This window comes from Rhodococcus mengyinensis (assembly GCF_048381435.1).
Classification (GTDB): Bacteria; Actinomycetota; Actinomycetes; order Mycobacteriales; family Mycobacteriaceae; genus Rhodococcus_F; species Rhodococcus_F opacus_D.
In genome coordinates, this window is record NZ_JBLWIT010000113.1 from 1 (window position 1) to 3281 (window position 3281).

Genomic DNA, 3281 nt, shown 5'->3' on the forward strand with positions numbered 1-3281 from the left:
TCGACGCGCTGGACCTGTCGGAATTCGGGTCGCATCCGATCAACGACGCCGATCGGGCGCATCCCCTGCGCGCGGACAACACCGCCTACGTGATCTACACGTCGGGGTCGACGGGTAAGCCGAAGGGTGTGGCGGTGCCGCATGCGGGCATCGTGAACCAGTTGGTGTGGATGCAGTCGGAGTACCCGCTGACCGAGCGGGATGTGTTGTTGCAGAAGACGGCGACGACGTTCGACGTGTCGGTGTGGGGGTTCTTCTGGCCGTTGCAGGTCGGCGCCACCATGGTGCTGGCCACTCCGGACGGGCACCGGGATCCGGTGTATCTGGCGGAGGTGATCGACGAGTACGGGGTGACGGTGACCGATTTCGTGCCGTCGATGCTGGATGTGTTCGTTGCGTCGGTACCGGCCGGGTCGTGTTCGAGTTTGCGGCACGTGTTCGTGATCGGTGAGGCGCTTCCCCCGGAAACCGCGAGTCGGTTCCGTACCGTGTCGTCTGCGGGGTTGCATAATTTGTACGGGCCGACGGAGGCCGCGGTGTCGGTGACGTACTGGGAGACGTCGGACGCCGACGAGGTGACGGTGCCGATCGGTGTGCCGGAGTGGAACACCCAGGCGTACGTGCTGGATTCGCGGTTGCATCCGGTTCCGGTGGGGGTGCCGGGGGAGCTCTATCTCGGTGGCATCCAGTTGGCGCGGGGGTATTTGGGCCGGGTGGATTTGACGTCGGATCGGTTCGTGGCGAATCCGTTCGGTGGTGCCGGGGCGCGGATGTACCGGACGGGTGATCTGGTGCGGCGCCGGGGGGATGGAGTGCTCGAGTACATCGGGCGTACCGATTTTCAGGTGAAGTTCCGTGGTCAGCGGATCGAGTTGGGTGAGATCGAGGCGGTGTTGCGGTCGCATCCGGATGTGACGGGTGCTGCGGTCCTCGTCTATTCGGATGCCTCGACGGGTGATCATTTGGTGGCGTATGTGATTCCCGCGGCGGGTCGCACTGTCGACGCCGCGGACCTGCGCCGGCACGCAGCGGGTGCGCTTCCGGCGTACATGCTGCCGTCGGCTGTGGTGCTGCTCGACGAGTTCCCGCTGAACACGAGTGGGAAACTGGACCGCAAGGCCCTCCCGGCACCCGAGTTCTCCTCGGCTGCAGGTGAATACATCGCACCGTCCACCAGCGTCGAGCACTCCGTCGCCGCGGTGTTCGGCACGGTACTCGGACTCGACCGGGTGAGCGTCCACGACAGTTTCTTCGACCTCGGCGGCAACTCGCTGATCGCCACCCAGCTGGTGTCCCGGATCCGCAGCGAACTCGACGTGCCGGTCGCGGTGCGGGACCTGTTCGAGTCGCCGACCGTCGCGGAACTCGCGGGCCGACTGTCGCAGTCGCACGGTGCGGACACCCGACCGGCACTGACCCGGCGGGAACGGCCGGTGCAGATTCCGTTGTCGCCGGCCCAGCAGCGGATGTGGTTCCTCAACCAGTTCGACCCGTCGTCCCCGGCCTACAACCTGCCGTTCGCGGTGCGGTTCACCGGGGCACTCGACCGGGCGGCACTCGAGACGGCCATCGCAGACCTGATCGAACGCCACGAAACGCTGCGCACGGTGTTCCCGGATTCAGCGACCGGTCCGCACCAGGTCGTGCGCGACACCGCCGACGCACGCCCGACCCTGTCCGTCGCGGCCGTTGGTGAGGACGAACTGGAGACCGTCCTCGGACGATTCTTCACCACCGGTTTCGACGTCACGACCGACCTGCCCGTCCGCGTCACGCTGATCCGGCTGGGCGCCGACGACCACGTGCTGGCACTGGTGGTGCACCACATCTCCGGCGACGGCTGGTCGATGGCACCGATGGTGCGCGACGTGATGATCGCGTACGCGGCCCGCACACGGGGAGAGCGCCCCACCTGGACGGCGCTTCCCGTGCAGTACGCCGATTACGCCCTGTGGCAACGCGACCTGCTCGGCGAGGAATCCGACCCCGACTCTCTCGAGGCCCGGCAACTCGACTTCTGGACGAACACCCTGGCGGGTGTTCCCGAGGAGCTGGATCTCCCGACGGACCGGCCGCGACCCGCGGAACAGTCCTACCGCGGTCGGCACGTCGACTTCGCCGTCGACGCGTCGACGCACCGCGCGCTGGCCGCGCTCGCACAGTCCCGGCGGGCCACGCTGTTCATGGCCGTGCACACCGCGCTCGCCGTCCTGCTCGGGCGTCTCAGCGCCTCCTCGGACGTCACCATCGGCACCCCCGTCGCGGGCCGCGGCGAACGCGAACTCGACGATCTGATCGGCATGTTCGTCAACACGGTGACCCTGCGGACCCCCGTCGATCCGGGTTCGGCATTCACCGACCTGCTCGACCATGTCCGGGACGCGGATCTCGCGGCGTTCTCCCACGCCGACGTGCCGTTCGAACGGCTGGTGGAGGTGCTCAGCCCCACCCGGCACGCTGCCCGGCACCCGTTGTTCCAGGTGATGCTCACGTTCCAGAACCTCGCGCAGACCACACTCGAACTCGACGGACTCACACTGCGCGGACTCGACACCGACATCGACGTCGCGAAATTCGATCTCCACTTCACCCTCGTCGAGCGGTTCGACGCCGACGGCAACCCGGGTGGGATCACCGCACAGTTGACGTATGCGGCGGACCTGTTCGACGAGGACACGGCTGCCTTCATCGCCGCCCGATTCAGCGCGATCCTCGATGCCGTCACCACGGACGCGAGCACGCGTGTCGGCGACATCGAACTGCTCGACGCCGACGAGAACGCCGCACTGACGCACTGGAACTCGACCGACCACGCCGTTCCTGTCGCCACCCTGCCGGATCTGTTCGATACACAGGCGGCGCGGACGCCGGGTGCGACGGCGGTGGTGTTCGACAGCGCCTCGCTGACGTATGCGGAGTTCGATGCTCGGGTGAACCGGTTGGCGCGGTATCTCGTGTCGTGCGGTGTGGGGCCGGAGTCGCGGGTGGTGCTGGCGATGCGGCGCTCGCTGGACCTCGTGGTGGGAATGTACGCCGTCGTCAAGGCGGGTGGCGCCTACGTGCCGGTCGATCCGGATCATCCGGTCGATCGCATCGGGTACGTGCTCGACTCGGCGCAGCCGGTGTGTGTGCTGAGCACGTCCGCCGATCGCGGCGCCCTTCCCGGCACGTTCCCGGTGATCGAGGTCGACGCGCTGGACCTGTCGGAATTCGGGTCGCATCCGATCAACGACGCCGATCGGGCGCATCCCCTGCGCGCGGACAACACCGCCTACGTGATC

General features: G+C 67.4%; 1 protein-coding gene. It reads left to right on the forward strand.

Annotated elements, in window-relative coordinates; all coding sequences use genetic code 11:
* Nucleotides 1-3281: amino acid adenylation domain-containing protein (locus tag ACNJ7E_RS24545; protein WP_418341181.1), on the forward strand; the 3281-nt coding region annotated here is incomplete at both ends.